This is a genomic window from Flavobacterium taihuense (assembly GCF_019351435.1).
Lineage (GTDB): Bacteria > Bacteroidota > Bacteroidia > Flavobacteriales > Flavobacteriaceae > Flavobacterium > Flavobacterium taihuense.
Window position 1 is genome coordinate 59,112 of record NZ_JAHWYN010000007.1, and the last position, 26,715, is coordinate 85,826.

26 protein-coding genes are annotated in these 26,715 nt (G+C 33.5%); 19 read left to right on the top strand and 7 right to left on the bottom strand.

Features of this window, described 5'->3' with window-relative positions; all coding sequences use genetic code 11:
* Positions 1-18 precede the first annotated feature (18 nt).
* Together KZH69_RS09585 and KZH69_RS09590 are read right to left on the bottom strand one after the other, a co-directional pair.
* Entirely contained in the window at positions 19-1,059 is a 1,041-nt protein-coding gene (locus tag KZH69_RS09585) for an RluA family pseudouridine synthase (protein WP_219317221.1), read from the bottom strand.
* Positions 1,049-1,669 carry a PASTA domain-containing protein gene (locus KZH69_RS09590; RefSeq protein ID WP_219317222.1) on the bottom strand — a complete coding sequence of 207 codons (621 nt, stop codon included), beginning with the start codon at positions 1,667-1,669 and terminating at the stop codon, positions 1,049-1,051. Before KZH69_RS09590 ends, KZH69_RS09585 begins: the two co-directional genes overlap by 11 nt.
* A 117-nt stretch (positions 1,670-1,786) precedes the next feature.
* Between KZH69_RS09590 and KZH69_RS09595 the strand changes: the two genes are divergently transcribed.
* The 4 genes from KZH69_RS09595 (at position 1,787) to KZH69_RS09610 (ending at position 4,601) form a co-directional block, all read left to right on the top strand.
* Positions 1,787-2,758 (top strand): D-alanine--D-alanine ligase, encoded by a 972-nt coding sequence (locus KZH69_RS09595; RefSeq protein WP_219317223.1) that lies wholly within the window; start codon positions 1,787-1,789, stop codon positions 2,756-2,758.
* Positions 2,759-2,834: 76 nt separating this feature from the next.
* Complete coding sequence (locus KZH69_RS09600) at positions 2,835-3,407, top strand: TMEM175 family protein (protein ID WP_219317224.1); 573 nt, start codon at positions 2,835-2,837, stop codon at positions 3,405-3,407.
* A gap of 11 nt (positions 3,408-3,418) precedes the next feature.
* The gene (gene coaD / locus KZH69_RS09605; RefSeq protein WP_219317225.1) at positions 3,419-3,883 is read left to right on the top strand and encodes a pantetheine-phosphate adenylyltransferase; all 465 of its coding nucleotides are present in this window, start codon (positions 3,419-3,421) and stop codon (positions 3,881-3,883) included.
* A gap of 139 nt (positions 3,884-4,022) precedes the next feature.
* Positions 4,023-4,601: a PhnA domain-containing protein gene (locus KZH69_RS09610; protein ID WP_219317226.1), complete on the top strand. Its 579-nt coding sequence runs from the start codon at positions 4,023-4,025 to the stop codon at positions 4,599-4,601.
* A 96-nt stretch (positions 4,602-4,697) separates the two neighbouring features.
* On the opposite strand, the gene KZH69_RS09615 is transcribed toward KZH69_RS09610, so the two are convergent.
* Together KZH69_RS09615 and KZH69_RS09620 are read right to left on the bottom strand one after the other, a co-directional pair.
* Positions 4,698-5,138: a hypothetical protein gene (locus KZH69_RS09615; protein ID WP_219317227.1), complete on the bottom strand. Its 441-nt coding sequence runs from the start codon at positions 5,136-5,138 to the stop codon at positions 4,698-4,700.
* A gap of 288 nt (positions 5,139-5,426) precedes the next feature.
* Complete coding sequence (locus KZH69_RS09620; protein ID WP_219317228.1) at positions 5,427-6,776, bottom strand: DEAD/DEAH box helicase; 1,350 nt, start codon at positions 6,774-6,776, stop codon at positions 5,427-5,429.
* Between the two features lie 128 nt (positions 6,777-6,904).
* Between KZH69_RS09620 and KZH69_RS09625 the strand changes: the two genes are divergently transcribed.
* Complete coding sequence (locus KZH69_RS09625; protein ID WP_219317229.1) at positions 6,905-8,635, top strand: M14 family metallopeptidase; 1,731 nt, start codon at positions 6,905-6,907, stop codon at positions 8,633-8,635.
* A 7-nt stretch (positions 8,636-8,642) separates the two neighbouring features.
* Here KZH69_RS09625 and KZH69_RS09630 read toward each other — a convergent pair whose 3' ends face one another.
* Entirely contained in the window at positions 8,643-9,245 is a 603-nt protein-coding gene (locus KZH69_RS09630) for an NUDIX hydrolase (RefSeq protein ID WP_219317230.1), read from the bottom strand.
* Positions 9,246-9,252: 7 nt separating this feature from the next.
* Between KZH69_RS09630 and pyrE the strand changes: the two genes are divergently transcribed.
* On the top strand, positions 9,253-9,894 hold the full coding sequence (gene pyrE, locus KZH69_RS09635) for an orotate phosphoribosyltransferase (RefSeq protein ID WP_219317231.1): 642 nt from the start codon (positions 9,253-9,255) through the stop codon (positions 9,892-9,894).
* A 65-nt stretch (positions 9,895-9,959) separates the two neighbouring features.
* The gene (locus KZH69_RS09640; RefSeq protein WP_219317232.1) at positions 9,960-10,352 is read left to right on the top strand and encodes an SRPBCC family protein; all 393 of its coding nucleotides are present in this window, start codon (positions 9,960-9,962) and stop codon (positions 10,350-10,352) included.
* Between the two features lie 75 nt (positions 10,353-10,427).
* Here KZH69_RS09640 and KZH69_RS09645 read toward each other — a convergent pair whose 3' ends face one another.
* The gene (locus KZH69_RS09645; protein ID WP_219317233.1) at positions 10,428-11,156 is read right to left on the bottom strand and encodes a biotin--[acetyl-CoA-carboxylase] ligase; all 729 of its coding nucleotides are present in this window, start codon (positions 11,154-11,156) and stop codon (positions 10,428-10,430) included.
* Positions 11,157-11,252: 96 nt separating this feature from the next.
* Between KZH69_RS09645 and rsfS the strand changes: the two genes are divergently transcribed.
* From rsfS to KZH69_RS09680, 7 genes are all read left to right on the top strand, one after another.
* Positions 11,253-11,624: a ribosome silencing factor gene (gene rsfS / locus KZH69_RS09650; protein WP_219317234.1), complete on the top strand. Its 372-nt coding sequence runs from the start codon at positions 11,253-11,255 to the stop codon at positions 11,622-11,624.
* 15 nt (positions 11,625-11,639) lie between these two features.
* On the top strand, positions 11,640-13,565 hold the full coding sequence (gene ftsH / locus KZH69_RS09655; protein ID WP_219317235.1) for an ATP-dependent zinc metalloprotease FtsH: 1,926 nt from the start codon (positions 11,640-11,642) through the stop codon (positions 13,563-13,565).
* A 110-nt stretch (positions 13,566-13,675) separates the two neighbouring features.
* Entirely contained in the window at positions 13,676-14,278 is a 603-nt protein-coding gene (locus KZH69_RS09660) for an LUD domain-containing protein (RefSeq protein ID WP_219317236.1), read from the top strand.
* Position 14,279: 1 nt separating this feature from the next.
* Entirely contained in the window at positions 14,280-15,131 is an 852-nt protein-coding gene (locus KZH69_RS09665; protein WP_219317237.1) for a phosphatidate cytidylyltransferase, read from the top strand.
* Positions 15,121-15,774: a phosphatidylserine decarboxylase family protein gene (locus KZH69_RS09670; protein WP_219317238.1), complete on the top strand. Its 654-nt coding sequence runs from the start codon at positions 15,121-15,123 to the stop codon at positions 15,772-15,774. Before KZH69_RS09665 ends, KZH69_RS09670 begins: the two co-directional genes overlap by 11 nt.
* Positions 15,774-16,040 (top strand): acyl-CoA-binding protein, encoded by a 267-nt coding sequence (locus tag KZH69_RS09675; protein WP_219317239.1) that lies wholly within the window; start codon positions 15,774-15,776, stop codon positions 16,038-16,040. The genes KZH69_RS09670 and KZH69_RS09675 overlap by 1 nt, the downstream gene beginning before the upstream one ends.
* A gap of 13 nt (positions 16,041-16,053) precedes the next feature.
* Positions 16,054-16,830, top strand: a complete 777-nt coding sequence (locus KZH69_RS09680; protein WP_219317240.1) for a superoxide dismutase — start codon at positions 16,054-16,056, stop codon at positions 16,828-16,830.
* Between the two features lie 58 nt (positions 16,831-16,888).
* On the opposite strand, the gene KZH69_RS09685 is transcribed toward KZH69_RS09680, so the two are convergent.
* Entirely contained in the window at positions 16,889-18,760 is a 1,872-nt protein-coding gene (locus KZH69_RS09685) for an alpha-amylase family protein (RefSeq protein ID WP_219317241.1), read from the bottom strand.
* Between the two features lie 288 nt (positions 18,761-19,048).
* On the opposite strand from KZH69_RS09685, the gene KZH69_RS09690 reads away from it, so the two are divergent.
* The 5 genes from KZH69_RS09690 (at position 19,049) to KZH69_RS09710 (ending at position 26,587) form a co-directional block, all read left to right on the top strand.
* The gene (locus KZH69_RS09690) at positions 19,049-20,680 is read left to right on the top strand and encodes an OstA-like protein (protein WP_219317242.1); all 1,632 of its coding nucleotides are present in this window, start codon (positions 19,049-19,051) and stop codon (positions 20,678-20,680) included.
* Positions 20,681-20,754: 74 nt separating this feature from the next.
* Positions 20,755-21,936, top strand: coding sequence for an aspartate aminotransferase family protein (locus tag KZH69_RS09695; RefSeq protein WP_219317243.1), 1,182 nt, complete (start codon positions 20,755-20,757; stop codon positions 21,934-21,936).
* Positions 21,937-22,139: 203 nt separating this feature from the next.
* Complete coding sequence (locus tag KZH69_RS09700; protein ID WP_219317244.1) at positions 22,140-23,537, top strand: tetratricopeptide repeat protein; 1,398 nt, start codon at positions 22,140-22,142, stop codon at positions 23,535-23,537.
* Complete coding sequence (locus tag KZH69_RS09705) at positions 23,537-24,286, top strand: shikimate dehydrogenase family protein (protein ID WP_219317245.1); 750 nt, start codon at positions 23,537-23,539, stop codon at positions 24,284-24,286. Before KZH69_RS09700 ends, KZH69_RS09705 begins: the two co-directional genes overlap by 1 nt.
* 288 nt (positions 24,287-24,574) lie before the next feature.
* A complete protein-coding gene (locus KZH69_RS09710; protein WP_219317246.1) occupies positions 24,575-26,587 on the top strand; it encodes a DUF349 domain-containing protein in 2,013 nt (670 codons plus the stop codon).
* Positions 26,588-26,715: the final 128 nt, after the last annotated feature.

The following is a 26,715-nucleotide window of genomic DNA, read 5'->3' on the forward strand; positions in this document are numbered from 1 at the left end:
GGCTTTTTTATTCTATCTTTAATCTTCTTCGGCATGATGTGATTTGGAATAACCTCTCCATTTTTCGATACAATCCTTAAAATCCTGAGGCAATTCGGTGTCAAAACGCATCATTTCTCCAGTATTTGGATGTACAAAACCAAGTGTTTTGGCGTGCAATGCCTGACGTGGCAATGCTTTGAAACAATTCTCAATAAACTGTTTGTATTTCGTAAACGTAGTTCCTTTCAAAATCAAGTGACCACCATAACGCTCATCATTAAAAAGCGGATGACCAATATGTTTCAAGTGTGCCCGAATCTGGTGTGTTCTTCCTGTTTCTAATCGGCATGAAATCAATGTCACATACCCAAAACGTTCCAAAACCTTATAATGGGTTATGGCAGGCTTACCTATTTCAGGATCAGCAAAAACAGCCATTTGCATGCGATCTTTCAAGTGTCGCGCCAAGTTCCCTTCAATAGTTCCTTGTTCTTGAGCTACATTTCCCCAAACTAAAGCAATATATTCTCTTTCGGAGGTTTTGGCTTCAAATTGCTTGGCCAAATGCGTCATAGCAGCTTCGGTTTTGGCAATAACCAATAAGCCTGAAGTGTCTTTATCAATTCTATGAACCAATCCTGGACGCTCACTGCTGTTCATTGGCAAATTCTCAAAATGAAATGCAAGCGCATTCACTAGGGTTCCTGTATAATTTCCGTGCCCCGGATGCACTACCAATCCCGGCGGTTTATTGATTAGCAAAAGTGCATCATCTTCATAAACAATCTCTAACGGAATATCCTCTGGATCAACCCTGTTTTCAAAAGGAGGATGTGACAGCATTACCTGAACAACGTCAAAAGGCTTTACTTTATAATTCGACTTTACCGTAGCATCATTCACAAAAATATTCCCTTCGGTGGCTGCGTTCTGAATTTTATTACGAGTGGCATTTGGAATCAAACCCATCAAGTATTTATCTATTCTCAAAATCGCTTGACCCTTGGGAACCTCAAATTTGTAATGTTCAAATAATTCTTCGTCTAAATCTTCTATTGGTTCACTATTATTGTTCATTTGTTGGTGTTTGTTCTTGTGTTGAAGCAGCTGAACTGTCCACTACTTCTTCTTGATAACTCTCTTTTCCATCGCCCAAAACCAAATCAATTTTAGAGGCTTTCAATACTCTGTCTCCTACTTTCAAATTTCTGCCTTTATAACGCATTTCCAATACCATATCTTTACCTAAATTAGGCACATACGTAATTGTTCCTGCTTCAAGTCCCAACGCCTTAAGTGTTGGCACTGCCTCACGATATGTTTTATCAATTAAATCTGGAATTCGAACAGACGAAAACCCAGATGAATTAATCTTAATATATACTTTTCTACCTACTTTTACTTTTGTACCTGGCATCGGATCCTGCTCTACTACACTGTATTTTGGAAAATCACCTCGAAAATCAACACTATCCAAAAGTTCATAATCCAAATCCAATTCATCCAGCTTATCTTCCACTTGTTCTTCAGTCAATTTTCTCAAATCGGGAACGGTTATTTCATGACCATGATCGGTTGTAAAAGTCAACCAATGCATGAATAAATAACCCAAAACTGCAATAATAGCAAGTGCAATAGCCACTTGTCCAAAAAATACACGACTCGTAAGATATTTTTTTAAGCTCATAAATATTTTTATTTCCCGCAAAGATAAACCTATTTCGTTTCAAAAAAAATGATAATTTTGTTTAGAATACGTTTAATCGGCTAATCGGTTAAACGTTTAACCGATTAAACTTATAAAATGAAAAACATTGCCATCATCATGGGCGGCTATTCAAGCGAATACAAGATCTCACTTATTAGCGGAAACGTAGTTTACCAATTCTTGGACAAAAACAAATACAAAGCCTTCCGCATCCACATTTTTAAAGAAAAATGGGTGTATGTAGACGCAAATGATGCCGAATTCCCTATTGACAGAAATGATTTTTCGGTAAACATAAACGGAGCCAAACAAACTTTTGATTGTGTTTTCAATGCCATTCACGGAACACCAGGTGAAGACGGACTGATGCAAGCTTATTTCGAATTATTAAACATTCCGCAAACCGCCTGCGATTATTACCAAGCCGCATTAACATTTAATAAACGTGATTTATTATCGGTATTAAAACCATACGGAATCAAAACAGCCGCTTCCTATTACCTAAACAAAGGGGACATTATCAAGACGGACGAAATTGTACAAAAATTAGGTTTGCCTTGTTTTGTAAAACCCAACAAAGCCGGCTCAAGCTTTGGGATTTCAAAAGTAAAAACCGTTGCCGAATTGCCAATTGCCATTGAAGTAGCCTACAAAGAAGACAATGAAATAATCATAGAAAGTTTCCTTGACGGTATCGAAGTTTCAGTTGGAGTCATCAACTATAAGGGAGAAATAATTGTTTTGCCTATCACCGAGATTGTTTCCGAAAATGATTTCTTTGATTATGAAGCCAAATACGAAGGAAAATCACAGGAAATAACTCCTGCCAGAATCTCCGAAGAAATGACTCAAAAAGTAAGTGAAGCAGCAAAACGTGCCTACGAAGTACTCAAAATGAAAGGATTCTCCAGAAGCGAATTCATCTTTGTAGATGGCGAACCGCACATGCTCGAAATGAACACTATTCCTGGTCTTACCACCGAAAGTTTAATCCCGCAACAAGCCAAGGCAGCTGGAATTTCTCTGGAAGATTTATTCACAAACGCTATTGAGTTAACACTTAATTAAGTTGCTAAGCAGCTAGGAATCTAAGACACTAAGTTCATAGAGCCCTAGCTACTTAGAATCTTAGAATCTTAAAACAATGAATAAAACCAGAATCGAAGCCTTTAGCGATGGTGTATTAGCCATTATCATTACCATAATGGTTCTAGAAATAAAAGCACCAGAAAAAGATAGTTTTGAATCTTTGAATCATTTGATCCCAGTTTTCTTAAGTTATGTTCTGAGTTTCATTTACGTCGGGATCTATTGGAACAACCATCATCATATGTTTCAAGTGGTTAAAAAAGTGAATGGTTCTATTTTGTGGGGCAATCTTTTTTTACTCTTTTGGCTGTCCTTGATCCCGTTTGCAACAAGTTGGATCGGAGAACATCATTTTGCTGCAACACCTATGAGTATTTATGGTTTTGTTTTATTGATGTGCGCTATTGCTTATAATTTGCTCCAAAATAAAATCATAAAATTAGAAGGCAAAGATTCGATTTTGCACCGCGCAGTCGAGAAGGACTTAAAAGGTAAAATATCAGCATTAGCGTATCTTTTGGCAATTCCCTTAGCTTTTGTCTCGCCTTGGATTTCTGGTTTACTTTATATTGCAGTAGCGATGCTCTGGATTATTCCAGATTCAAGAATTGAAAAACAACTAAACTAAATTGAAATGAAATGAAGAAAGCTATATTTCCAGGATCGTTTGACCCTATCACCTTAGGGCATGAAGACATCATCAACAGAGGTGTTTCACTTTTTGATGAAATTGTAATTGCAATTGGGGTAAATGCTGAAAAAAAATACATGTTCACGCTCGAAGAAAGAAAACGCTTCATAGAAGAAACCTTCAAAAACGAACCCAAAGTTACCGTTATCACTTATGAAGGTTTAACTATTGACTTGTGTCATAAAATCAAAGCCGATTTTATACTCAGGGGACTTCGCAACCCCGCCGATTTTGAATTCGAAAAAGCCATCGCACACACCAACAGACGATTGTCAAAAATAGAAACCGTCTTTTTACTGACCGCAGCTCGAACTTCCTATATCAGTTCCAGCATAGTGAGAGACGTTATCCGAAATTTTGGGGAATACGAAATGCTGGTTCCTGAAGCGGTTAGAGTCAAGTTGCATAAATAGTTTTTGTTTGTCATTTTGAGAAACTAAACCACTACAATTGATAGATATTTGCAAAATGATAACCTCACCCTTAAAAACAAAACTTGCAAAACCTACTTAATAACCGTAATTTCGCAACCTAAAATAACACACACCTATAATGAGTTTTGAAAGAGAATTAAATAAACGCAGTGGTTCCCAATGTGAATTATGTGCTGCTACCGAAAACTTAAAAGAATTCCAAGTACTACCTACTAAAAAGGGAGGATTGGACGAAAGTATTTTTGCTTGTGCCACTTGCATCGATCAAATAGAAAATCCTGGTCATGAAGATTTAAACCACTGGAGATGTTTGAACGACAGCATGTGGAGTGAACATACTCCCGTACAAGTTGTTGCATGGAGAATATTAAGTCGTTTGCGCAAAAATGGTTGTCCACAAGAATTATTGGAACAAATGTATTTTGACGAAGACACCTTGGCGTGGGCTCAAGCCACAGGAGAAGGTGAAGATGACGAAAACAAAATTATCCACCGTGATGTGAATGGGGTGATTCTAACTCATGGAGATTCAGTCGTGTTAATCAAAGATCTAAAAGTAAAAGGATCTAGTATGGTTGCCAAACAAGGAACTTCGGTACGTAACATCCGATTAGACCATGAAAATGCTGAATACATTGAAGGAAAAGTAGATGGCCAACAAATTGTAATTATCACACAATACGTGAAGAAAATATAGATTTCAGATTTAACAAAAAAAATCCGATTCGCCAAGGTGAATCGGACTTTTTTTTACTTCAATTTTTTCTGAAATCTGAAATCTGACTTCTAGCTTTTAGCTTTTCTGAAATAATTTTTCAACTTGTTCTTTAGACAATGGCTCAGAAATATGAGTAGAAGTCGCCTCTTTGTTAGAAACCATAAACTGTACCGTTGTTTTATCAGAGCTGGCAATATAATGTAACCAGACAAAATTATTAGGTAATTCCAATTTTACATCATTCAAAGGACTAGACGTAAATCCTTTTGATATAATACCATAAAGACTTTGATACGCATTATCAACATTCTTGAATGTAAAAGCCTTTAAAGCGGCTTCTTCATCATCACTTTGAACTGTTGTGTAAAAAAAAGTAAATTCATCTCCAATTTTTTGAACATAAAAATTATTATTTACTCTACCCAATTTTTCAACTGGCACAGTTTCAACAACTTTAATTTGGCTAAAGCCAATAGAACTAATAAACAAAACAGCAATCGCAATAACTTTTTTCATAATTTATTTAGGGTTTAATGACATACTCAATAGGTAAGTATTTGTCAGCAAACATAATAATAAAAAAAAACAACTTCTTTGTTGATGTTTTTTTTTATTAACATTAAAGTAAAAATTTTGTTTGTAAATAAAAGCCTTCCCTCATAAGACGTCATTTCAATCCCAATTTTTACAATATTAAACTATAAAAAATTATTAATAGCAAATTGAACTGTTAACTATTATTTTTAGCATGAATGTTTTTCTGATTTTGAGTAAATCTAAAGTCATATGTGTAAAACCTGTAGTCTACTCCTCCTCCTTCTTAATTACCTTTCTGGCTACCTCAATTTTAAACTTCTTGCCTTTCATTTTTTCATCTTTAATGGCATGAAGCAAATCTTTCACTTTATTGAATTTTACCGCTGCAAACGAAATAAAATCTTTTACCTCTATTAAACCCAAATCTCCTTTTTCCAGTTTTCCTTTTTGAGAAAAGAAACCAACAATGTCAATTTTATTCAATTTGTTTTTCTTTCCGCCACTGATGTAAATTGTTTGAAACTCTGGTGGCTTTGGTAACGCATTTGAATTTTCTACATTAAATAATTCCATTCCGTAATCCAGGTAATCCATTTTTTTCTCACTTTCATGAGCAATAACATATGCCGTTCCAGATGCCAACATACGTGCGGTACGACCATTTCTGTGTGTGAATTCATCTTCTTTTAATGGCAAATGATAATGAATTACATGTTTCATTTCGGGAATATCCAGTCCACGAGCTGCTAAATCAGTAGTGATCAAGTAACTCATGCTTCCATTACGAAACTGAATTAACGACCTTTCACGTTCATCCTGATCCATACCACCATGATAATAAGTAGCATAAATCCCTTTTTCGTTTAGGGTATCGCTAATACGTTCGGCGGCATCACGATGATTGCAAAAAACAATCGCCTGTTGGGATTTTAAAGAACATATCAAATTAAACAAACTTCCCAGTTTGTCTTTTTCTTTAGAAACAACCATTTTGGTAGCCAAGTTACTTTCCTGTTCCTCTTCGGTTGGAATAAAATCCAAGATTGTTGGATTCACAACTCGAGTGTATTTTGGAATTTCAATATCCGATGTAGCTGAAACCAAAACACGTTTGTTTAATTTACTCAGTTTACCAATAATGAAAGACATTTGTTCATGGAAACCTAACTGCAACGATTTGTCAAACTCATCCAAAATCAAAGTTTGGATTTTGTCCAATCGAAAAGTGCCTCTGTCGATATGATCTGCGATTCGACCTGGAGTTCCTATCAAAACAGCTGGTGGATTACTTAAGTTTTTAATTTCGGTATCAATAGAATGTCCGCCGTAGCACACATTTACTTTGTAATCAGTCCCCATTTTTTTCCAAACCTGTTCAATTTGCAATCCTAATTCGCGTGATGGAACCAGAATCAAACATTGAACCGATAGAATTTCGGGCTGTAACATTTCAAAAATAGGCAACAAAAAAGCTAATGTTTTACCTGAACCTGTTGGGGAAAGCAGTAAAACATTATTATCGTTAAGGATGACATCTTGTGCAACTTCTTGCATTTCATTTAGGCTTTTGATACCTAAATTCAATAATATATTGTTGGAATGGTGTTTCTTATTCATTTTGCAAAGGTAGTTTAAAAAAAGTGTTCATTATTCACTTTTTAGTGATGTGTAAAATGTAAAATCAAATTATAAACAACTAAAATTAAAAATAATTACATTTGGAAACCAAATCAAAAATCAATCTCATGCAATTAATACGCTTTTGTTTCCTGTTGATCACAGTTTCTGTTTTTGCTCAAAATAATAATAAATATATTACTTTCTTTGAAAAAGAAAACGGAAACAAATCAGCCAATTATCAAGAAACAATCGCCTATTATACTCTTTTGGCCCATGATTTTCAAACTATCAAAATGGAAAAAATGGGATTGACGGATAGTGGCGAACCATTATACATGATTACTTTCAATCCTGAAAAGAATTTTAATTTTGAAAACATCCAAAAAAACAAAGCAGTATTATTCCTGAATAATGGAATTCACGCAGGTGAACCAGACGGCATAGACGCAACTATGCAATTGTTTCGTGATTTAGCTTTAGGCAAAATAAAAACTCCCAAAAACACGGTTATAGTTACGATTCCAATTTACAATATCGGTGGCGCTTTGAATCGAAATTCAACTACAAGAGCCAACCAAGAAGGCCCGGAAGAGTATGGCTTTCGAGGCAATGCCCGAAACTACGATTTGAATCGCGACATGATTAAATCCGACACCCGAAACACCAAAAGTTTTGTCGAAATATATCATAAAATAAATCCAGATGTTTTTATCGATAATCATGTGAGCAATCGTTCCGATTATCAATACAAACTGACCTATATCATGACACAGCACAATAAATTGGGAACCATCTTAGGAGATTACATTAATACCGAAATGATGCCATTTATTGTAAAAGATTTGGAACAAAAAAACATTCCTACAACACCTTATGTCAATGCATTTGAAGAAACTCCAGACAATGGTTTCGTGCAATTCTCAGACACCCCAAGGTACACGACTGGTTACACATCATTATTCAATACAATTGGTTTTGTTGTTGAAACTCACATGCTCAAAAAATATGCTGATCGTGTAAAAGCGACCTACGAATATATGGTCTCAACAATTGACTATATCGATTTGAATTATAAAAAAATAAAAGAATTACGTGCCAAAAACGAAGAACAATATAAACCTAAAAAATCATATCCTGTTGAATGGAAAATAGACAGCTCTAAGGCTACAACCTTTTTATTTTCAGGTTTTGAAGCTTCCTATAAAAAAAGTGAAGTCACTACTGGTCAACGATTATTTTACGACAGAACTAAACCATACCAGAAGAACGTTCCTTATATCAAAGAATATAAATCAGTTAAAGATGTTATTATTCCGAAATCCTACATTATCCCAAAAGGCTATTGGAATGTAATTGATTTATTAAAAAGTAATAATTGCAAATACACACAATTAAAAAAAGATACAATTATTGAAGTCGAAAGTTATAAAATTGCCGATTATAAAACTTCGAGTCAAGTTTATGAAGGGCATTATCCCCATAGAAACACAAAATTGACGGCAACTATTGAGAAGAAATCATTTGCCAAAGGGGATTATTTATTTTCTACTGAACAAAAAGCTGTAAAATATTTATTGGAAACTTTAGAACCAGAAGCTGTTGATTCGTTCTTCAATTGGAACTTTTTCGACAGTATTTTACAACAAAAAGAAGGATATTCTGAATATGTTTTTGAAGATTTGGCTGCCCAAATTTTAAAAGACAACCCTAGTTTAAAAATAGAATTGGAAACGAAAGTCAATAATGACCCTGCATTTGCAAAAAATAGCGAAGCACAATTGGATTGGGTTTATAAACATTCCAAATTCTATGAAAAAGAACATTTACAATATCCGGTTTACAGATTACTCAACTAATATTGTTTTATTTTATTAATTTTTCTTCTTCGAATAGTAGTTTAATATTCTCATATGAATTTTGTAATGCCTCTGGAATTTCACTCGGTTTAAGCCAAGCTACTTTTTCTATTCCTTCTTCCAATTGCCCTATTGGTGTTCCTTCGAAGGTAGATTCCATCTCAAACCAATGTGTTATTTTTAATTTATATTTTCCATTGCGCTTAAAAACATGATACGTTTTCTGTAACTTCTTGATAACTTTCAATTCATTTACACCAGTTTCTTCTTCAACTTCACGCATAGCAGTATCTTCTATTAGTTCTCCTTTATCGATACCACCTTTGGGTAAATCCCATTTCCCGTTTCTAAAAATGAATAAAACTTCACCTTTTTTGTTATACACCAATCCACCTCCAGCTTTGTTTACAGGAATTTTTGCTTTCAAAGTTTTCATAATCACACTTTCATCAGGGTGATAGAGATAGGCTTTTTTAATTTTATTTTGAAACATTTTGACAATAACCTGCTCAATATCAATGCTATCAAGCAAGAAAAGTTGAAAATCTGTCTCCTTAGAGATTTCATTTGTCAAAAAAAGTGGTTTGTCGTTAACAAAAACTTTATACATTTGTATTATGATTTTTAATAAAGATACAGCCGAAAAAACAGCCGAATTGCTTTTGCAAATAAATGCAATTAAATTGAATCCAGGAAATCCTTTTACATGGGCTTCTGGATGGAAATCGCCTATATATTGCGATAACCGCTTAATACTCTCGTTTCCAGCCATAAGAAATTATGTTCGAGATGAATTTTCTAAAAACATCGAGAAACAATTTGGCAAGCCAGACGTTATTGCCGGTGTAGCAACTGGAGCAATAGGAATAGGAATGCTAGTTGCAGAAAGTATGGGATTACCTTTTGTATATGTTCGACCAGAACCTAAGAAACATGGTCGTCAAAACCAAGTAGAAGGTTTTTTACAAAAAGGACAAAGCGTAGTAATAATAGAAGATTTAATTAGTACTGGAAACAGTAGTTTGCTTGCCGTTGAAGGCTTACGGGAAGCAGGAGCAGTTATAAAAGGAATGGCAGCAATATTTACCTATGGCTTTGATGTTGCAGACCAGAACTTCAAAAATTCCAATATTGATTTGTACACTTTGAGCAACTATCAAAATTTATTGAATTTGGCGGTTGCCAAAAGTTATATTACAGAGAAAGAAGAGCAAACTTTGAGAGAATGGAATGTAAGTCCATCTACTTGGGGAATTTAAAGTACAGGCTTTAGATTACAAATTTTGGATTTAAATAAATAAAATAACAAACATTAAATACAATTATGAACTTAGAAAGTCCAAAAGTTACAGTTGAGAAATCAAGCCAAGAATTATTCGATTTATTGAGTGATGTAAAAAACTTCGAAAAATTAATGCCCGATAATATTGCAAAATTTGAAGTTATCGGAGAAGATGCTTTTATTTTTGGATTAAAAGGAATGCCAGAAATCAAATTAAAGATGAAAGAAAAAGTAGCTCCAAGCAAAATCGTTTTGGGAGCTGCAAGCGACAAACTTCCATTTACTTTGGTAGCTAATATCGATACTCTTTCAGAAAATTCAAGTGCTGTAAAACTGGATTTTGAAGGTGAATTTAATGCAATGATGGCCATGATGATAAAAGGTCCAATCGGCAAGTTCATCGAAACCTTGGCAAACAACATGACAAAACTTTAATATTTATCATTAAGAACAAAGACCTTTTAGCTATAAACTAAAAGGCTTTTTCTTGATATAACAACGAATTTTGACTTAATACAACATTTGCACTTCTTTCAGATTATATTCACAAATACTATCATCTTCCAAAAGAATCTGAAGTTTACCTATTGATGACACTCCTTTTATGATACCCATAAAATTGTTTTCATTTTCGTCGGTAAAAGCACTAGGAATCCCAACTCTAAATAATTCATTAGTATATTCATTCCACAATTGAGAAGCCGATATCTGATAATTTTCTGTAATTAGTTCCATTTCGTCTACGATTGCCAATAAAATTTCTTCTTTATCAAAAAAGGAACTGCAAATTAACGCCAATGATGAAGCTCTGGGTAAATATTCAAATTGTACTTGGTTTACATTTAGCCCCAACCCTACAATAGATGTAATCGTTCCCTCACCCTTTATACTGTTTTCTATCAGGATGCCACCAATTTTCTTATTGGCTGACATAATGTCGTTTGGCCATTTTACACTTAATTCAGGTATATTATACTTTTTTAAGGTTCTGATTACAGCCAATGAAACCACTACATTTAGATTAAAAACAGTCTCATTGTCAAATAAAAAATTTTTAATCAAAACACTCATTATAAGATTTTTACCAGACTCAGAATCCCATTTAGACCCCATCTGTCCTTTCCCTTTCAGCTGATTCTCCGCAGTAACTACAGTGAAATTTTGAACCTCATGTTTGTTCGACAATCCTTTTAGAAACTCATTTGTAGAATCTATGGCATCGAGTTTGATTAGCTTCATGTGTACTTTTTTTTGTAAAACATAATTTAATATTATGTTAAGGTTCAAAATTAATCACAAAAAATGGTAACTTTACAAACTTATATAAAAAATTAAATGGCGAAAAAGACTATAAACAATGATGTTCTATTGGCGAACATTATAAAAGGGATAGAAGAAGTAAAAGGAAGTGATATCGATATTTTAGATTTAAGAGAAATAGACACAGCAGTTTGTGACTATTTTGTTGTTTGCAATGGTAACTCAAACACTCAAGTGAATGCCATTGTCAATTCTATTCAAAAAACAGTTTCTAAAGATTTAAAAGACAAACCTTGGCATGTTGAAGGTTCTGACGTGGCCGAATGGGTATTAATGGATTATGTACACATTGTCGTGCATGTATTTCAAAAACACATCCGTGAATATTACAACATTGAAAGTCTTTGGGGTGATGCTAAAATCACTAAAATCGAAAACAAATATTAAAGAAATAATCTTCTAATGGCTAAAGAGAATAATCCAAATTCAAATAAATTTAAAGTAAGTCCTTGGTTAGTTTACACTGCAATACTCTTGATTTTTTTAGGAATAAGTTTTGCAACTGGTGGATCTAGCTTTCAAGAACCTGCTCAATTAACTTCTTCTAAATTCAATTCTTATTTAGAGAAAGGACAAATCGAAAAAGTAATTGTTTACAATAAAAGTGAAGCCGAAGTTTATTTAAATGCTAAAGCATTAAATGATCCTGAACACAAAAAAGTTTCCAAAGACGTATTGGACAGACCCAACAAAGGGCCACACTATGCGTTTGACATTGGTAATGATCAAATTTTTCAAACCAAATTAGAAAAAGCGGTTGCTGAAGGAAAATTGAAAGATTTCAATTTTTTACCAAAAAGCAATTGGACTGATATTTTTGTAAGTCTATTGCCAATCATCATCATTATTGGTGTTTGGATTTTTATCATGCGAAAAATGTCTGGTGGTCCTGGTGGTGGAGGCGGTCAGATCTTCAATATTGGAAAATCAAAAGCCAAACTTTTTGACGAAAAAACAGATATCAAAACTACTTTTAAAGATGTTGCCGGATTGGAAGGAGCCAAAGAAGAAATACAAGAAATTGTAGAGTTCCTTAAAAACCCTGAAAAATACACCAATCTTGGAGGCAAAATACCCAAAGGTGCTTTACTTGTAGGACCTCCAGGAACGGGTAAAACATTATTAGCCAAAGCTGTTGCCGGTGAAGCTCAAGTACCTTTCTTCTCGCTATCTGGTTCTGATTTTGTTGAAATGTTTGTTGGTGTTGGTGCTTCACGAGTACGTGACCTTTTCAAACAAGCCAAAGAAAAATCTCCTGCTATTATTTTTATCGATGAAATCGATGCTGTAGGTAGAGCTAGAGGAAAAAGCAATATGTCAGGTGGAAATGACGAAAGAGAAAACACATTAAACCAATTATTGACTGAAATGGATGGTTTCGGAACCAATTCAAATGTAATTGTTTTGGCTGCAACAAACAGAGCCGATGTTTTAGACAAAGCCTTAATGCGTGCTGGCCGTTTTGACAGACAAATTTTTGTTGACTTGCCAGACATCCGTGAGAGAGCTGAAATTTTCTTAGTACATCTTGCGCCTTTGAAAAAAGTAGAAGGACTGGATACTGACTTTTTAGCGAAACAAACTCCAGGTTTTTCAGGAGCCGACATCGCTAATGTTTGTAACGAAGCAGCACTAATTGCCGCCAGAAACAATAAAGAAGCAGTAGATAAACAAGATTTTCTTGATGCTGTCGACCGTATTGTTGGAGGGCTTGAAAAGAAAAACAAAATCATCACAGTTGAAGAAAAAAGAGCAATCGCTATTCACGAAGCCGGCCACGCTACTGTAAGTTGGATGCTAGAACATGCCGCTCCGCTAATTAAAGTAACTATTGTTCCTCGTGGTCAAAGTTTAGGTGCTGCTTGGTATTTACCAGAAGAACGTTTAATTGTTCGTACGGATCAAATGCTAGACGAAATGTGTGCAACTATGGGAGGGCGAGCTGCTGAAAAAGTAACTTTTGACAGAATATCTACAGGAGCTTTGAGCGATTTAGAAAAAGTAACCAAACAAGCCCGAGCCATGGTAACGGTTTATGGCTTGAATGACAAAATTGGTAATGTAACTTATTATGATTCTAGCGGTCAAAGTGAATACAGCTTTTCTAAACCATACTCAGAAGATACTGCTAAAGTAATTGACAAAGAAATCTCTGACCTTATAGAAAGCCAATACCAAAGAGCAATAGCCATTCTGGAAGAAAATAAAGATAAACTAGAACAACTTGCCAGTATCTTAATCGAAAAAGAAGTCATTTTCAAGGACGATTTAGAAACTATTTTTGGACAAAGAACTTTTGACAAAAACTTAGGTGAAGTAGTTTCCTAAATTTACAAAAAACACAAATTTTTAAAATCTTAATTCAAAATCCCGTTTTGAATTAAGATTTTTTTATCTTTGAACGTTTTCAAGTAACACAAAACGATTAGTAACAAATTATGAATCTTTTTAAAAAATTATTTGGTTCGAATAATCCCTCTTCAGAAGAAGTTAGAAGTGGCCATTCAGACAGACCAAATCCAGATATCAATTCCCCTTTGGACGAACAATTTATCTATAATTTCAAGAAAAATGGGGGAAAATTTTTATACTGTGAAAATTTAAACGAAGTAAAAGAGCAATTTGAAAATATACTTGAAGAAAACGATTGGTTCGAATCAGAAGCCTTATGCTACGAACCAAAACTATTTTTTTTGCTTGACGAAAACAAACTTACTTATGGTCAAAATGTAAATCCAAAATTTTTATTGTCAGGTTGTGAAAATTTGGTCGCTGAAGAGGGCTCCATTTTATTCTCATCTAACCAAATCAAGCAAAAAAAACCGAATGATTTACCAACTAATATTATTATTTTGGCAAATACAAGTCAGTTAGTTGAGGGAAAAAGTGATGGTCTTAGTGCTATTCGAAAAAAATACCTAACAGAATACCCTACCAATATTACAACAATAAAATATTTTGAAAAAGCTAAAGAGGAAGATTTTACTCAATATGGAAGCTCTGCCAAAAATTTATATTTATTGCTTTTAGAAGATCTTTAAAATGAATGAAACACTAAAAAGATCAATATCCGGAGCTGTTTACATTTTATTATTGCTAGCTTCTATACAATACTCTATAGAAACATTTTTTATTCTATTTGGTATTTTTTTATTAATTGCAGTACTTGAATTTTGCAATTTAGTTCATTTAAACAAAATCGCACCAATAGTAATAGCCATTTTATTCTATCTATTTTTTTATAAAATTGCAATAGCTACAAAAGAAGACGGAATTTTATACATACTACGTTATAGTAAAAACTTTGATTTAGCAGTTCTTATTTTATCTCTGATTGTTTCGTTAAAATGCATTGTATTTTTATTTGACAATAAAAATTTAAAAGTAGATGCCTTTTCGAAATTCGCCTACTTAGTTGGCTATATCATGCTTCCGTTTATTATCATAACAAAAATTCCATTTGGCATTAAGGGTTATAATCCAAACATTCTTATTAGCATTTTTATTTTGATATGGACCAATGACACATTTGCGTACTTAGTAGGAAAATCCATTGGAAAACATAAATTATTTGAAAGGATTTCGCCTAAAAAAACCATTGAAGGCTTTTTTGGAGGAATTGGATTTGCAGTAATTGCTAGTTATTTTATATCAAAATATTTTTTAATGCTTCCTGAAAAAAACACTTTCATTTGGATCATAATCGCTTTGATTGTTGGAATTTTCGGTACAATAGGAGATTTAGTCGAATCCAAATTTAAACGGATTTCAGAAAAAAAAGACAGCGGAAACATAATGCCTGGACATGGAGGCATTCTAGATCGACTAGATAGTGTTATCTTTGTAGCACCAATAATATTTTTATTTTATCAAATTTTAAATTATGTTTCATAAAGAAGGAACTCAAAGTATTTTATTAGGCACCATTTTTACTGCTGTCGTTTTTTTAGCAACGGATCATTTTATTCATACCGAATGGATTAGAATGTCAATTGAAATAGCAACTTTATTTTTATTAATTATCATTTTGCAATTTTTCAGAAATCCAAAACGAACAGTAGAAATGAATGAGAGCCATATTCTCGCACCTGTTGACGGAAAAGTTGTTGTTATAGAAGAAGTGTATGAAGGTGAATATTTTAAAGACAAAAGAATTCAAGTTTCAATATTTATGTCTCCTATAAACGTTCACGTTACCCGTTATGCAATAAGTGGAATCGTTAAATTTAGTAAATACCACCCTGGCAAATTTCTTGTTGCTTGGCATCCAAAAGCGAGCGAAGAAAACGAAAGAACTACCGTTGTTGTAGAAAACAAGACTTTTGGCGCAATATTGTACCGCCAAATCGCTGGTGCTTTAGCTAGACGTATTGTAAATTACGCGCAAGAAGGCATGCAAGTTGTTCAAGGTACTGACGCTGGTTTTATTAAATTTGGTTCAAGGGTAGATATTTTTTTACCTTTAGGCACTACAATTAATGTCGTACTCGACCAAAAAGCAATTGGAGGAAAAACTATAATTGCAATTAAATCTTAATGATTGAAAAAGATTTAGATAAACAATTTCAAGAAGCAGTTGAAATAGCTTCTTTTATGACTCAAGCATCTTTACCGCAAGATGTCCAGTTACGTCTTTATGCCTTTTACAAGCATGCTACATTTGACAGAAGCAAGTTTAGTTCTTCAGACAATTCAGATTTAAGAAATGCGTTTAAAACGAACGCTTGGATCCAAATCAGTCATCTTTCACAAGATGAAGCCAAACAACAATATATTGAACTAATTCATTCCCTAATAAAGTAATTGTATTATTCTTATGAAAAAGAACACTTTTATAGTAGCCAATTTGCTCTTTATTACGGTTTTAATTTCTTGTAACGAAAAAAAATTGACTGAAGTTGTCGAAGTTCCACTACCAACAGTGCAAGAAAAAGTAAAAATAGGCAGTCCGGATGACTTGAAAGCCATTGAAGGCTCTTTTCAATTTGAAAAACTCCCTTTTGGTTATGACGCTTTAATACCAGATTTTTCAGCTTTGACAGTAGAATCTCATTATAAAAATTATCTCTATTATACCAATAGTTTAAACAAAGCAGTTCTAGGAACAGACAAAGAAAATCTTACCATAGAAGAAGTATTAAATAAATTAGACATCAACGACCCCATAATTCGCAACAATGCAGGAGGCTATTACAACCATAGCCTGTACTTTAGATCCATTGGACCAAAAGCAGGTGGGGAACCAAAAGACACTTTAGCTTCTAAAATTATTAAAGATTTTGGTTCTTTTTCTAATTTCAAAACCGCTTTTAAAGACACTGCAACAAAACAGTTTGGGTCTGGTTGGGTTTGGTTAGTAGTCGACAAAACTGGAGTATTGCAATTATCAACCACTCAAAATCAAGACAATCCATTAATGACATATGCTCCTGTAATCGGATTTCACGGAACACCAATTCTAGGAATTGATCTCTGGGAACATGCTTATTTCTTGGACTATCAATACAAAAAGAAAAATTATATCGATGCTTTTTTTAATATTGTAAATTGGGAAAAAGTAAACGAAAATTATAAAGCTACTTTCAAAAAATAGCTAAAAAAAGCTGATATTTTAAGTATCAGCTTTTTTTTGAGGTTCTATTTTCAGTATTTTACAATTGATAAATAAAAGATTCCAATGGTTTAATACTGACAGAAGCTTTGCCTTCACCATTTACAATCTGCAACTGAATTGTACTTTTCCCATACAATTGGTCTTTTAGAGCATAACTTCCATCTTTCAAATTCCATTTACTAATTATATGCGTTGGAATTTTCAATTCAAAACTATTGGTTGCATCTGATGAAAAATTAGCAAGCACAATTAGTTTTTGATTATCAGACCAACGAACAAATGAATAAATATGATTAGGGTCGTAACCTAAAGCCGCTTGACGATTTACTTCTTGAAGATCTTGAAATTGCCCCATTACTGCCGAGCTTTTTGCAGAGAAATTCAGTAATCTTTTATAAAAATCACGTAAGTCTTTTTCGCTTTGCGATAATTTTCCACCATCAAATGCTCCATCATTCATCCACCTTTGATGATTTGGTACACCTACATAATCAAAAATTGATGTTCTGGAATGAGAACCAAACCCTCCATTTTCATTACCAGCCTCCCCTACTTCTTGACCAAAATATATCATTATAGGTGCAGAGGTTATCATAGTGGAAACCACCATCATTGGTTTACCTTTTTCTGGAGAACCTGCAAATTCAGGGCTTGCTAATCGTTGTTCATCATGGTTGTCTAAAAACTTCAACATATGAATATCTATATCAGCTAAACCACTTTGAATGTACGAAAGTCCATCTGGTGGCGTTTTTCCTTGAATAATATCTTTCAGTTTATCATAAGTCTCTACCTTATCATATAGATAATCCATTTTACCCAAATGAATGTAATTGCGATATTCTTTTGGATTATACACTTCGGCCATCAGAAAAGCGCCTGGATTAGCATTTTTTATGGATGAGTTCATATAACTCCAAAATTCGTAAGGAACCATTTCGGCCATATCATATCGAAAACCATCTACCCCTTTCGCAGTCCAATACAACGCGATATCTCTAAATTTAGTCCAAGAACTAGGGACGCTTTTGTCTTTCCAAAAATCAAAATGTTCTTTATAAGACAGTTTATCAAAACCAACTGGCAATTCAGGAAAATCTTTGGAACCGTCAGGGCGAATACCATAATTTACCTTTACCGTTTCATACCAATCATTTTTATCCGGTTTTGCCATACGAGAACCATTCCCCGTCCATTTGGCAGGATTTTCATCAAATTTTCCGTCTATTAATGGATTCTTTTCTCCATTTAAAGGTTTGTCAGTATCTGGAATTTGAAATGGAGTATTTGGAATGTAATAAAAATTATTATCTCTTTTATATTCAACACTAACATCATCATCTGCACCAAAATCTCTTACTCCTTTTGGATTACTCTTTCCTTCATATTTACGGGCAATGTGATTGGGAACAATATCAATGATTACCTTAAGATTTGCCTTGTGCGTTCTTTTAATTAATGCTTCAAACTCTTCCAGACGTTTTTCAGGGTTGACAGCCAAATCAGGATTTACATTATAATAATCCTTTACAGCATAAGGTGAACCTGCTCTTCCTTTTACTACTTCGGGATCATCATTTGAAACTCCAATTGCAGTATAATCTCTTATTAAAGCGTGATGCGGAACGCCTGTGTACCAAATGTGAGTAGCACCCAAATCTTTAATCTCCTGAAGCGCTTTGTCTGTAAAATCGTTAAACTTCCCTACTCCATTTTCTTCAATCGTTCCCCAAGGCTTATTTGTAGTGTTTTTGTTACCAAATAATCGAGTAAAGACTTGATATACTATTGCTTTATTTTCGGAAATGGTTTCTTTCTTGTGTACACTCATTTTTACATCTTTAGTTTTACATGCAGTGGCTATAAGCAAAATACTTATTCCTGTTATTACTATTTTTTTTGTGATCATTTTTTTTTAAATTATAAAAAATTAAAAATATACAATTGACACTATATTTGTATGTAGTATCAATCCATAAATTTAAAGCTTTTTTCAAAAAAACAATCACCAAACCACGCCTATTCAGGTTTGTTTACAAATTAAAAAACCACTACAACGTAATAGCCAATCGTTTTGTTTATAAATATATTTTTCAAAAATTGCTCTTATAATTCAAATGACAAACTATTATAAATAAATCCTAATATCTATAGCGTTTGTCTCATTTTTCATAAATTTACAAAAAAAATAAAACCATTGAAGAAATCTTTAATTTTCATTATATACAGCCTAGTATTACTTAGTGCAAATTTTGTTTTCGCACAAGCTACCAAAAAAATACTTATTGAACAATCTGACTTTGCCGATGTTGATCAACTTAAGTTTCCCGATGCACTTTTACTTACTGGAAACGTAAGAGTAAGTCATGACGGTGTAATTCTAACCTGCAATAAGGCCTATTTTTTTCAAAAAGAAAATTATCTGAAAGCTTTTGGAAATGTACAATTAGTCCAAGGTGATACTTTATATTTAAACAGTAATTATGCTGAATACAGTGGCGAATTAAAAAAAGCGTTTGCAACAGGTAATGCGGTTATGAGTTCACCAGATGCAACTTTAGCCACAGACACCATTAACTTTGATCGAAACGTACAAGAAGTATATTATAATTCAAATGGAACCATTGTAAACAAAGACAACACCTTAAAAAGTAAATCTGGAAGATATTACGTAAACCAGAAAAAATTTCAATTCCTAACGGCCGTAACCCTAACAAATAAGACATACGAAATCAAATCAAATCACTTAGATTATTACAGTAATTCGGGCCATTCGTATCTTTTTGGACCGTCAACAATAACTAGTAAATCCAATTATATTTATACCGAAAAAGGGTTTTATGACACCAAAAAAAATCTAGCCCATTTTCTAGACAAATCTTACATTAGGTATGATGATCGTGTAATAAAAGGAGATAGTTTGTATTATGACCGAAACAAAGAATTTGCTTCTGCAACACGAAATGTAAAAATAACCGATTCTATTAATAGAGGAGTAATTCGAGGACATTATGCCGAATTATACAAAAAGAAAGACTCCATGTTTGTGACTAAAAGAGCCTTGGCTGTTAATTTTGTAGATAACGACTCGGTTTATATTCATGGCAAAAAACTCATGGTTACTGGAAAAGAAGGAAACCGAATCATTCGTGCCTTCAACAATGTTCGTTTTTACAAAACAGATATGAGCGGAAAATGTGATTCAATCCATTCCAGTTCCAAAATAGGTCTAACAAAATTGATTGGAAACCCAATATTATGGAACGGCGAAAGTCAAATTACAGGTGATGTGATGCATCTCATTGGTGATAAAAAAACTCAAAAACTGGATTCCCTCAAAGTACTCAACAACACTTTTCTAGTCTCGAAGGACACTCTTGGCAACGGATTTAATCAGACAAAAGGGCAAAATTTATTTGGAAAATTTCAAGAAGGAAAACTCCATGATGTGGATATCATAAAAAATGCAGAAGTGATTTATTATATGCGAAATGATGCCAAGGAACTCATTGGTATCAACAAAAATGTAAGCAGTAAAATCAATATTCTTTTTGATAAAAATACAATAGAAACCATCACTTTTTTCAAACAAGTGGATGGTGATATTTATCCCGAATCCGAATTGCCCGAAAACGCGAGAACACTAAAAGGACTAAAATGGCGCGGAGATGAAAGAATAAAATCGAAAGACGACGTTTTTAGCGAGGAAGAAAATACTGAAGAACTCAAAGTCATTGAAGCTACCACAAAAGATAAAGCTAAAAAAGCTACACCAATGAAAATCCGAAAAGAAACGTTGAATTACGATAAGAAGAATTCGAAGAAGTAATCAGCAAGCAGATTTTAGAATGCAGATTGCAACATAAACGATTAAACTTTTAAATAATTTAAACTTTCAAAAAAGTGAATCCTGATTTCATAAAATACCAAGCTCAAACTTCACCTTATCCATTAGGCATGGAAGTTTCTCACGCTATTGGTTCTTATATTTTTGACACCAATAACAAAAAATATTTAGACTTTGTGGCAGGAGTTTCGGCCTGTACGCTAGGACACCAAAACAAGAGAGTTAATGATGCTATAAAGGATCAGTTAGATAAATATTCACATGTTATGGTTTATGGTGAATATTCTCAAAGCCCAGCGGTTGAATATTGCAAATTAATGGCTTCACTCCTTCCCGCCCCTTTAGACAAAACATATTTAGTCAATTCAGGAACAGAAGGTATAGAAGGTGCTTTAAAACTAGCAAAAAGAACTACCGGAAGAAGTCAGTTGATTTCGTGTCACAACGCCTATCATGGCAACACAATGGGATCGATGAGCGTTATGGGATTTGAAGAACGCAAACAAGCTTTTCGTCCATTGCTTCCAGATGTCGATTTTATAACTTTCAACAACGAAACTGATTTACAAAAAATCACCACCAGAACAGCTGGAATCATACTCGAAACAATACAAGGAGGAGCTGGTTTTATTGAGCCACATAATGATTTCCTTAAAAAAGTTAGAGCAAGATGCACCGAAGTAGGTGCAATGATGATACTTGACGAAATCCAACCGGGATTTGGAAGAACAGGAAAACTGTTCGGATTTCAAAACTATGATGTTGTACCGGACATCGTTGTTATGGGAAAAGGAATGGGTGGAGGAATGCCTGTAGGTGCTTTCACAGCTTCATCGGCAATGATGGATTTACTGACTGAAAATCCAAAATTAGGTCATATCACCACTTTTGGAGGTCACCCTGTCATTGCGTCAGCTTGTTTGGCGACTTTGAAAGAATTAACTGAAACCAATATCATGACAGAAGCTTTAGAGAAAGAAAAACTCTTTAGATCGCTTTTGGTACATCCTTTGATACAAGAAGTAAGAGGAAAAGGATTGATGCTTGCTGCCATGACAGCGAGTGCTGACATCACAAATGAAGTGATTCTAAAATGTCAAGACAGAGGTTTAATTTTATTTTGGTTGCTTTTTGAAGGATGCGCGATTAGAATAACACCTCCTCTTACAATTTCAGAAGAGGAAATCAGAGAAGGCTGTGCCATAATTCTTGAAGTAATGAACGAGATGATGATTTAAGATTTCAGGTTGCAGAATGCAGAATTAAGATTTTTAGAAAACAGAACAAAGAAAATCGATTTTTGACATTGTAATTGATTTTTGATATTGCCATTTTCATTGAAAAAACTGTTAATTAAATTGTTCACAACAAATAGAATTCTTCCTCATATCAACAATACGTTTTCCTAATTTTATTTTAGGATAATTTAAAAACACACAGTATGCAATTAAGCAACGAAGAAGAAGATTATAACTTATCCCTATCCAAATTTGAGTCCATGTTGAAAACCAACAAAGTACTCTTTTTTGACTCCGAAGAATTTGAAGAAATCATTCTTCATTATCTCGATATGGGCAAGTCCGCATTGGCCAAAAAAGCTTTAAAACTTGCTCTGGAACAACACCCAAGATCCAGTGGGCTAAAATTAGTTCAAGTAGAAATGCTTATTTATGACGATAAACTCGAAATAGCCGAAAAGCTATTGAATGAGCTTTATGCCATTGAACCCACAAACGAAGAGATTTACATTCAAAAAGCCAATATTTGTTCCAAAAGGGATCAGCATGAAAAAGCAGTAGAAATGCTTAAGATTGCTTTAGACTACACTGATGACTATGCCGATGTTTATAACTTAATCGGTATGGAATATCTTTTTATGGATAATCTAGAGTTGGCTAAAGAAAGTTTTATCAAATGTCTTGAAGAAGATTTTGAAGATCAATCAGCGCTATACAATGTGGTTTATTGCTTTGAATTTTTGGATCAAAACCAAGAAGCCATAGCATATATAAACAAATACATTGACAAAAACCCTTATAGCGAGATAGCTTGGCATCAATTGGGACGTTTGTACTATGGTGTAAAAGAATATGAAAACGCCATACGTGCTTTTGATTATGCAACTCTTATAGACGATGAATTTCTTGGTGCTTTTATGGAAAAAGCAAAAGCATTGGAACGACTAAAAAAGTATGACCTTGCCATTGAAAGTTACAATCGAACAATCGAATTGGATGATGCAACATCCTATGCCTTGCTTCGAATAGGAAAATGTTATGAAAAATTAGGCAACAAAGTTTTAGCCCTTAAATATTTCAACAAAACGGTACACGAAGATCCACTTTTAGATAAAGGCTGGATTGCGATAACCGATTTTTATGTACGTCAAAAAAACTTCCAAAAAGCATTGTTTTTCGTCAATAAAGCTTTGGCTATCGACAACCAAAATAAATTATACTGGAAACGATTTGCAGCCATCAACAAACAAATGAACTTGTTTGAAGAGGCAGAATTTGGATATAGAAAAGCAGTAGAATTTGGCGATTACCAACTCGACACCTGGTTATTTTGGGTTGACATTTTGCAGTTTTTAGGCGAATTCGAAAGTGCAATCCAAACATTATTACAAGCATCTGAGTACTTCCCAGAAGAAAACGAAGTAGAATATCGATTAGCAGGATTGTATTTTATGCTTTCAGACAATATCAAAGCAAAATTCCATTTGAGTAACGCTTTACGTTTGAATTATGACAACTACATCCTATTGGAAGATTTATTCCCAGTTGTTTGGGCAAAAAAAACAGTACGAAATTATATTGACAAACATAAAAAACAATAATGATTGAAGTTTTAAGAAAACGTTTTGGTTTATTAGGTCGCAATATCAACTATTCTTTTTCAAAAGGATACTTCACAGAAAAGTTCGGCAAAGAACATTTTGAAGGCTGCACTTATGAAAATTTCGATATTCCAGAAATTAATTATTTTACTGAATTAAGAAAAAACAATACCGATCTTAATGGATTAAACGTTACTATTCCTTATAAAGAGGCCATATTGCCGTTTTTGGATAAATTATCCAAAAACGCAACCGAAATCGGAGCAGTGAATACTATAAAATTCACCAAAAAAGGAAGACTAAAAGGCTATAACACAGATTATTATGGATTCAAAAAATCACTAGAACCATTGTTACAAACTCATCATAAAAAAGCTTTAATACTAGGGACTGGAGGTGCCTCCAAAGGTGTTGCTTTTGCATTGGATCAATTGGACATCACTTACACTTTCGTGTCTCGCGAAGCCAAACAAAATTGTATTGATTACAGTCGTATCAATGCCACAACATTTGACAACTACCAAATCATAATCAATTGTACTCCAGTTGGAACAAGCCCGAATGTCGATTTATTCCCGCTTATTCCTTATGAATTCTTTACAGAGAAACACATCGCCTACGATTTGATTTACAATCCCGCCGAAACCCAATTTCTTAGTAAAGCCAAAGCACATGGCGCTCAAATTAAAAATGGCTTGGACATGCTTATTTTTCAAGCAGAGAAAGCCTGGAAGATTTGGAATAAATAAAAAAGTTACTTCTAATATTACTTTTACAATAGTATCAACTCTTCGATTATAAAAATACTGAACCCTCAAAATGGATTATCCTTTGAGGGTTTTCTATTTAATGTTCTGTGATAAAAAAGCAACAATAAAATAAAAAAACAAGTCAGCAAACTAGAAAGAATTCAAATTACATTATTTAAGTAAGATTTATCTACTAAATTCAATTATAAACAAAAGTTTTATTTTGTATTTTGACGCGCCTTTAGTATCTTTCGCATTCAAAAAATAAAAACCTTATACATTTACAAAATGTTAGAAGAAAAGAACGATAACCTGTCTCTAAAAGAAACTGAGATAGATGGAAAAGCAGCCAATGAATTGCAAGAAACAATTCAATCAGAAGCGTCTGTAGTAACAGAAAGTGAAATCAGTGATGCTGTAGCAGAAGAAAATATGGTAAACCCCGTTTCTGAAACAGTAATTTCGAATGAAAACGAAACAGACGAAAAGCAAAACGTGATAGATGCCATAGCTGAAACAAATGCTGAAGAAAGTGAAGATGAAACGCTAAAAGAACGTCATGATATTCCAATGCTCGATTATGATGCATTACCAATGGAAACACTTGTAAGTGAATTGAAAAATTTGGTTACAAATGAAAAAGTAATGTCAATTAAAGAGCATGTTGAAGAAATTCGAAAAGCATTTTTAGCCAAATACAATCACCTCATAGAAGAAAAAAGGGAAGAATTCAATCAGGAAAATCAAGATCCTAACGAAGAATTCCAATATCATTCTCCACTAAAATTAAAATTCGATCAATATTACACAATCTATAAAGACAATAAAAACGTACACTTTAAGAGTTTACAAACCAATTTGAAATCTAATTTGGAAGTTAGATTGGCTATTGTAGAAGAACTAAAAGAATTAATCAATCCACAAGCAAACATCAAAGACACTTTAAATCATTTTAATGAATTAAGAGAAAGATGGAAAAATGCAGGCGCAATTCCGAAGGATAAATACAATCACGTTTGGAATAATTATCATTTTCACGTAGAAAATTTTTATGATTATTTGCACTTAGACAGAGAAGCAAGAGATATTGATTTCAAATACAATCTAGAGCAAAAGCTAAAAATCATTGCACGTGTTCAAGAATTACTTAAAGAAGCAGATATCAACAAAGCTTTCAGAGAACTTCAAGATTTGCACAGAATTTGGAAAGAGGATATCGGTCCAGTTTCAAGAGAACATCGCGATGAGATTTGGAACCAATTTAGTGAACTAACAAAAAAAATGCATGATAAGCGTGAAGTATTGTTCGAAAACTTAAGAGGAACCGAGCTTGAAAACTTAGAAAAGAAAAAAGAAATTATTGCCAAAATTGAAGTTTTAGCTACTGAAAAAGTGAATGCACATTCGCAATGGCTAGCCCAAATTGAAAAAGTAGAAGCTTTACGTTCAGAATTTTTCTCAGCAGGAAAAGTTCCCGCTGATGTTAACGAAGCTACTTGGGCGGCTTTCAAAACAGCCGTTAGAAATTTCAACAGCTTTAAAAATTCTTTTTACAAAGACATTAAAAAAGATCAAAACGACAACCTGAACAAAAAAATTGCTTTGGTAAAGAAAGCCAAAGAACTTCAGGAAAGTGTTGATTTTGCTAGCACAACTCCTATCATGAAGCAAATTCAGGAAGAGTGGAAAAAAATTGGTCACGTTCCAAGAAAATACTCTGATAAAATTTGGAACGAATTTAGAGAAGCTTGCAATCACTATTTTGATAAATTGAAAGAGCACAAAAGTGTCGAAAATGTTGACGAAGTAGAAGCTTTTGACAAGAAGAAAGCCTATTTAGAAACGTTGAGAGAATTCCAATTGACTGGAGATCACAAAACTGATTTAGACGCAATTAAATTGCATATTGAAACTTGGAAAAACTTCGGTAAAGTTCCTTTCCCTAGAAGACATATCGAAGGTAAATTCAATAAAATTCTAGATGCTTTATTTGAAAAATTAAGCTTAAGCAAAAAAGATACCGAAATGATGCGTTTTTCTAACAGAATGGATCATTTATCTGAAAGCAACGACACAAGAAAACTCGATAATGAGAAGATTTTCTTGATGCGTAAAATTGAAGAAGTACAAAATGAAATTTTCCAATTGGAAAATAACATTCAGTTTTTTACCAACACCAAAAATGCTAAAAAAGAAAATTCAATAGTATTAGAAGTTCGCAAAAATATCGCTATCCATAAAGAGAGCCTAGATGTTTGGAAAGAAAAACTAAAGCAACTGAGAAGTTTGAATCAAGAATAAAAATTCATTTTCTCTATCCATATAAGCCTCAATCGTAAAAGTTTGAGGCTTTTTTATTATACTAAAAGTCCTAATTTTAACTTTCATTTACCATAATAAACTCGTAAATCTATTTCCTATTTTCTAAA

Coding starts and splice junctions, on each gene's coding strand:
- KZH69_RS09625 (WP_219317229.1), top strand. CDS start 6,905: ATGCAATTAATACGCTTTTGTTTCCTGTTGATCACAGTTTCTGTTTTT.
- KZH69_RS09675 (WP_219317239.1), top strand. CDS start 15,774: ATGATTGAAAAAGATTTAGATAAACAATTTCAAGAAGCAGTTGAAATA.
- KZH69_RS09660 (WP_219317236.1), top strand. CDS start 13,676: ATGAATCTTTTTAAAAAATTATTTGGTTCGAATAATCCCTCTTCAGAA.
- pyrE (WP_219317231.1), top strand. CDS start 9,253: ATGATTTTTAATAAAGATACAGCCGAAAAAACAGCCGAATTGCTTTTG.
- KZH69_RS09665 (WP_219317237.1), top strand. CDS start 14,280: ATGAATGAAACACTAAAAAGATCAATATCCGGAGCTGTTTACATTTTA.
- KZH69_RS09620 (WP_219317228.1), bottom strand. CDS start 6,776: ATGAATAAGAAACACCATTCCAACAATATATTATTGAATTTAGGTATC.
- KZH69_RS09645 (WP_219317233.1), bottom strand. CDS start 11,156: ATGAAGCTAATCAAACTCGATGCCATAGATTCTACAAATGAGTTTCTA.
- KZH69_RS09585 (WP_219317221.1), bottom strand. CDS start 1,059: ATGAACAATAATAGTGAACCAATAGAAGATTTAGACGAAGAATTATTT.
- KZH69_RS09670 (WP_219317238.1), top strand. CDS start 15,121: ATGTTTCATAAAGAAGGAACTCAAAGTATTTTATTAGGCACCATTTTT.
- KZH69_RS09600 (WP_219317224.1), top strand. CDS start 2,835: ATGAATAAAACCAGAATCGAAGCCTTTAGCGATGGTGTATTAGCCATT.
- KZH69_RS09705 (WP_219317245.1), top strand. CDS start 23,537: ATGATTGAAGTTTTAAGAAAACGTTTTGGTTTATTAGGTCGCAATATC.
- KZH69_RS09680 (WP_219317240.1), top strand. CDS start 16,054: ATGAAAAAGAACACTTTTATAGTAGCCAATTTGCTCTTTATTACGGTT.
- ftsH (WP_219317235.1), top strand. CDS start 11,640: ATGGCTAAAGAGAATAATCCAAATTCAAATAAATTTAAAGTAAGTCCT.
- KZH69_RS09640 (WP_219317232.1), top strand. CDS start 9,960: ATGAACTTAGAAAGTCCAAAAGTTACAGTTGAGAAATCAAGCCAAGAA.
- KZH69_RS09685 (WP_219317241.1), bottom strand. CDS start 18,760: ATGATCACAAAAAAAATAGTAATAACAGGAATAAGTATTTTGCTTATA.
- rsfS (WP_219317234.1), top strand. CDS start 11,253: ATGGCGAAAAAGACTATAAACAATGATGTTCTATTGGCGAACATTATA.
- KZH69_RS09610 (WP_219317226.1), top strand. CDS start 4,023: ATGAGTTTTGAAAGAGAATTAAATAAACGCAGTGGTTCCCAATGTGAA.
- coaD (WP_219317225.1), top strand. CDS start 3,419: ATGAAGAAAGCTATATTTCCAGGATCGTTTGACCCTATCACCTTAGGG.
- KZH69_RS09590 (WP_219317222.1), bottom strand. CDS start 1,669: ATGAGCTTAAAAAAATATCTTACGAGTCGTGTATTTTTTGGACAAGTG.
- KZH69_RS09595 (WP_219317223.1), top strand. CDS start 1,787: ATGAAAAACATTGCCATCATCATGGGCGGCTATTCAAGCGAATACAAG.
- KZH69_RS09700 (WP_219317244.1), top strand. CDS start 22,140: ATGCAATTAAGCAACGAAGAAGAAGATTATAACTTATCCCTATCCAAA.
- KZH69_RS09710 (WP_219317246.1), top strand. CDS start 24,575: ATGTTAGAAGAAAAGAACGATAACCTGTCTCTAAAAGAAACTGAGATA.
- KZH69_RS09630 (WP_219317230.1), bottom strand. CDS start 9,245: ATGTATAAAGTTTTTGTTAACGACAAACCACTTTTTTTGACAAATGAA.
- KZH69_RS09615 (WP_219317227.1), bottom strand. CDS start 5,138: ATGAAAAAAGTTATTGCGATTGCTGTTTTGTTTATTAGTTCTATTGGC.